Origin of the sequence: Ferruginibacter sp. (genome assembly GCF_031430955.1) — a bacterium.
Lineage (GTDB): Bacteria > Bacteroidota > Bacteroidia > Chitinophagales > Chitinophagaceae > Ferruginibacter.
The window spans coordinates 1-5,065 of record NZ_JANPCM010000393.1 but is presented as its reverse complement, the minus strand read 5'-3'; the positions used below and the strand labels follow the sequence as shown (position 1 = coordinate 5,065).

General features: G+C 37.7%; 3 protein-coding genes. All 3 read right to left on the bottom strand.

The window, feature by feature from the left end:
- The coding region (locus ACY65O_RS11125) for a glycoside hydrolase 43 family protein (RefSeq protein WP_462220932.1) at positions 1 to 894 on the bottom strand (894 nt) is incomplete at its 3' end.
- A gap of 280 nt (positions 895 to 1,174) precedes the next feature.
- On the bottom strand, positions 1,175 to 2,071 hold the full coding sequence (locus tag ACY65O_RS11120) for a 3-keto-disaccharide hydrolase (protein ID WP_462220931.1): 897 nt from the start codon (positions 2,069 to 2,071) through the stop codon (positions 1,175 to 1,177).
- A 73-nt stretch (positions 2,072 to 2,144) separates the two neighbouring features.
- The coding region (locus tag ACY65O_RS11115) for a glycosyl hydrolase 53 family protein (RefSeq protein ID WP_462220930.1) at positions 2,145 to 5,065 on the bottom strand (2,921 nt) is incomplete at its 5' end.

Genomic DNA, 5,065 nt, shown 5'->3' with positions numbered 1-5,065 from the left:
TTGCAGATGAATAATTCTGCCGTATGCATCTTTATCCTGAAAATGAATGAACCAATCTTCCCCCGTTTGTGTTTGTACCCAGGCGCCCTGGTGTGGCCCATTGATAGTTGTAGTGCCTTGCTCCAACACGACTTTTCTTTCGTAAGGGCCGTAAATATTTTTACTGCGTAAAATAGTTTGCCAGCCGGTTGCCACACCGCCTGCCGGTGCAAAAATATAATAGTAGCCATTGCGTTTGTATATTTTTGGCCCTTCAATGGTGGCATCTAATTCGTGTCCGTCATGCACCAACACGCCATCGCTTATTACTTTATCGCCTGCGGTATTTAATTCTTTTATTAAGATAACAGATTTTGTTCCGGCACGGCTGCCTGCTAATGCATGTGCTAAATAATTTTTTCCGTTATCATCCCATAATGGACAGGGATCAATTAATCCTTTTCCTGCTTGTACCAAAACAGGATCTGACCATGGACCTAAAATATTTTTTGCTTTAGTAAGATAAATACCAAAATCTGGATCGGGATAATAAATATAAAACTCGTTGTTGTGATAACGAATAGCTGGTGCCCATACTCCATTGCCATGTTGTACTTTGCTGAAGTTTTCTATTGGAAGTTGCTGTTGTAATGCATGGCATATAATTTTCCAGTTTACTAAATCTTTACTGTGTAAAATGGGCAAGCCCGGTATTTGATTAAAGCTGCTGCTTACTAAATAATAATCATCGCCAACACGTATGGCATCGGGGTCGCTGTAATCGGCATGAAGGATGGGATTTTTGTAAGTTCCATCGCCGTTATCTGCTACCCAAACTTTGGAGGTGGTTTGTGCGTTAACAGTTACTGCAATGAATGCTGCAATAACGAAAGCTGCAATGTTTTTTTTTGCCATAAAATTTTTATTTTGCCCGCAGATTACCCTGATGTCGCTGATTTTTTCTGCGTAGTTTGCGATATCTCCGGGTTAATTTCTACGCTTAAATAAAAGTTCAATAAAGATCTGCTGTTGAAGAGTGTCTCGCCTAAGGCCAGACCAATGAAGTTGATTAGCATTCCATGCTGCCCGGCTCCAAAAAATAAAAATAACAAATTTTGGTAACACTTGAATACTGATTGCACATTTGGAATGAAAATGTATTTTACCGGAAGTATTTTTTTATACTAAAATATTATTAGTAAATGCACTTACTGTTATCTGCTTTTATATAGTAGCTTTTAAAATTTTTTGCTTTGGTATCCATACAGCCCACCAAATTTAAAATTTCTATTCTTCTAAAATCAACGGGTTGGCTTTCGGCCTGCAAAGCAATATAGCCCTGGCTTAATGGAGTGTTCGCTTTGTTGATCCATAAAAGGCTGTCCGTAATATTTCCTGTTGCCCAATTATATTCAGGGCTTACAAAGCCTTCACCAATCATCAGCTTTGTATAAGTCAACACTGTATCGCCATTAATAATATGCCGTATTAACGAATCGCCGTACACTTCGGCTACAGCATCTACCCATTCGTTTTTTAAAAAAGTTTTACTTTTAGATTTTTGAATATGTTCAATATAAGGCTTCCCATTAAAGTTAATGAAAGTGCCGGGTGTGCATACACTGCCGGTTGCCACTGTATCTTTTCCATTGCCACAAAGAAATTGAAACTCTAACGATACCGGAAAACTCTGGTGCAGTTCCATACTTTTTGCCGATTGAGAATGCAGCATTATACCACTGTTCCTGTCTGCCCAATCCGGTGCATCTGCAAGATGATTGCCGGTAAAGCGATACTGTAATTTTAATTTGTAACAGGAATAAGGTGTTTGGGTATAAAGATGACCGAACTGATTATCAAATTTATCATAGCCGGCATAAGTAACTCTTATCATACTGTCTTCCACAAGAAAAGTATTTTTATAATTTTCATTCAGGGAATGGTCTTTAATTTTTATATCCCAACCGGTTAAATCTTTGCCGTTAAATAATGGTTGCCATGCTTCCTTATTTTTTTCATTTGATGAAGCACAGCCGTAAATAAAAAAAACAACAGCTGTAGAAATGATAGTGATAGTTTTTTTTCTGTACATATTTTTTTTGAATTTAAGTTTTTACAAAATCACTTTTAAAAATTAAAAATATTTTTGTACGCAGCAGCAGTGTTTATTTATTCAATATAAACTTTTTACTCAACTCATCATACACCAGCAAAAAATTATTTGATTTTCCATTGTTATCAAAAACTTTTTCCCATGTGCTTAAAGGTTCCCAAATACAAGTGCCTTTTCCTTTTCCATTGGGTAATTCAAAAGCAATTTTATTTACTTCTTCTTTTAGTGCAGAATATTCCACGACAATAACATCTTTGTCATAACGGTTTGCCAAATCATTTAAGTTGTCCCGCAGATCATCTAATGTGCCATGCCATTTTGGATAGTACGATTCTCCGATTACATCAAAGGAAACGCCTCTTGCAATCATGTTATCAATAAAAAAAACGGATTCACTATTTTGTCCGCCCAGTGCAACATGCAGCATCATTACTACATTTGGGTCAACGGCTTTTACCGCTGCGGTTCCTGCATTAAGCAATTGTGCTGTGCCATCTATATTACTTACGTTTCCATCGGGCCAAACAATGCCATGATTAATTTCATTGCCCACCTGTACCATATCAGGCGTTGTGCCCTGTGTTTTTAATTCTTCCATTACTTTTTTGGTGTAATCGTATAATGCTTTTTTTAAATCAGTAAAAGATAAATTTTTCCATGCAGCAGGTTTGTATTGTTTGCCGGGGTCGGCCCATGTGTCGCTGTAATGAAAGTCCAGCAATAATTTCATACCTGCCGCCTTTACACGTTTTGCCATTAGCTTTGTATTTTCCAAATCGCAAAAACCTTTTTTGGGAGAATAACCGCTGTCATTTGCAGGCTCATTAAAAATGCGAAGCCGTACATAATTAAATCCGTGGTCTTTTAAAATTTGTATCGCATCTTTCTCAACCCCTTTATCCGAAAATTTTAATCCCCTGTCTTCTAACTGCGGAAGAAAAGAAATATCAGCCCCTAACATTTTATCAGTAGTCCGTGGCTTTGCTGCTTCGCCTTTTAATTCATAAGTTTTATCAATGGTAAATGTATTTGCACTTTCGGTATCAACCATTACTATATCAGTAGCACCCGTAAATAAACCTGCTGCATTTGCTTCAAACTTTACAATACCGGGTTTAGTGCCTGCCTGAATTATTACCTGGCATTTACCATTAAACAAACTTCGTTGCCATGCACCATCTGCACATTTATCGGGTTCATGACTGCTGGGGTCGCCATTACCCACACCAATTATTTTTGCATCGCCAACTAAATTAAATTTTATCATGTTGTCTGCGTCAGGCACTTCACGTCCTTCTTTATCAACCACACTTACATTAATAACTGTGGCATCTTTACCATCTGCCAGCACTGTTGTTTTGTAAGGAGTAAGCACCACTTCTGCAGCAGCGTTAGTTGTTTCAACTTTTGCTGTAATTTTTTTTCCCTTCTTATACGCAATGGCTTCTAATTTGCCTGGCTCAAATTTTACTTTCCATTGCAAATGCCCATTGCGTGGCATATCTTTTTTGCCAAGGCTTTTTCCATTTAAAAATAATTCAACATCATCGGCATTGCTATTAACCCATACATCAATTTCTTTAGCAGGTTTACCCCATTCGTTGCGGTGGTTCCAATGCGGAGAAATATGGAGTACATCCTTATCTGTCCACCAACTTTGATAGTAGTAATAAATATTTTTTGGAAAGCCGCACATGTCCATAATACCAAAATGCGAATTTATGTTAGGCCATTTATAAGGAGTTGGTTCGCCACGATAATCAAAACCTGTCCATACAAAACCACCAAGCCAAAAATCATTTGGCCCCGCCAATTTCCACCACGTTTCTGCAGTGCTTGCCCACCATGGAGCAGTAATATCCTGATCGGGCAAATATGCTCTTACAGAATCTTTTTCCAAAATTCCTCTTGTACTAACGGTGCTGCCCATCTCTGTTCCCAATATCGGTTGGTTGGGATGATCTTTATGGTAATCTTCCACCGCATACTGACGGTAATTAAAACTACGTACAGGAATTACTTCATTAACGCCACGAAATACATTGGCAACATCGGCTGCATAAGTACAGGTTCTTGTGGGGTCTAATAATTTTTGTTTGGCAACAAATGTTTGTGCAATTCTTTTTCCAACAGTGGTAGTATGTATCCATCCTTCTTCGTTACCAATGCTCCACATAAAAACTGATGCATGGCTTCTGTCTCTTATTACCAATCTTTCAAACTGGCTCATATATTCGGGGCCGCTGTTTAATAAACGTTGTTCATCTAACACCAGCATACCGAGGCTATCGCATGCATCCAGCAATTCGGGTGTGGGTGCATTATGACTGGTACGATAGGCATTAACACCCATATTTTTTAAAAGCCCAACACGGTAATAATGTAAATAATCGGGCTGTGCACTTCCTACACCTGCATGATCGTGATGATTGTTGGTACCATATATTTTTATATACTTACCATTTAAAAAAACACCATTGGTTTTTATTTCAACAGTCCTAAAACCAAATCGCATTTTTTTTGTATCAATAATTTTTCCATCTTTTTTTAGTTCAACCACTACCCTGTATAAATATGGATTTTCCAGCGACCATAACGTTGGATTATTTACTGCAATAGTTTGTTTAGTAACTTTTTCTTTGCCGGTGTTTGATGAAACGGTTTGTTGTTTTGCAGTACCTATAATTTTACCGCTTCTGTCAGTGAGGAAAGTTTGGAGGGAATATTTTGCGGCAGCAAAATCTTCATTGGCAACTGTAGTTTCAACCGTTAGTGTTGCTTTATTATTAGCAATGGCTGAATAAGCAAATACTCCATCCGTTGCAATATGGGTGTTTTGATATTTGTTCAACCATACATGTCTGTAGATGCCTGCGCCCTCATAAAACCAGCCTTCATATTGTGTAGCATCTGCTCTTACAACAATTACATTTTCTCTATCAAAATTTATAAAATCAGTAACGTCATAATTTA

What these genes read in the sequence shown, in the direction of transcription:
- ACY65O_RS11120 (WP_462220931.1), bottom strand. Translation starts at nt 2,071, where the DNA reads ATGTACAGAAAAAAAACTATCACTATCATTTCTACAGCTGTTGTTTTT.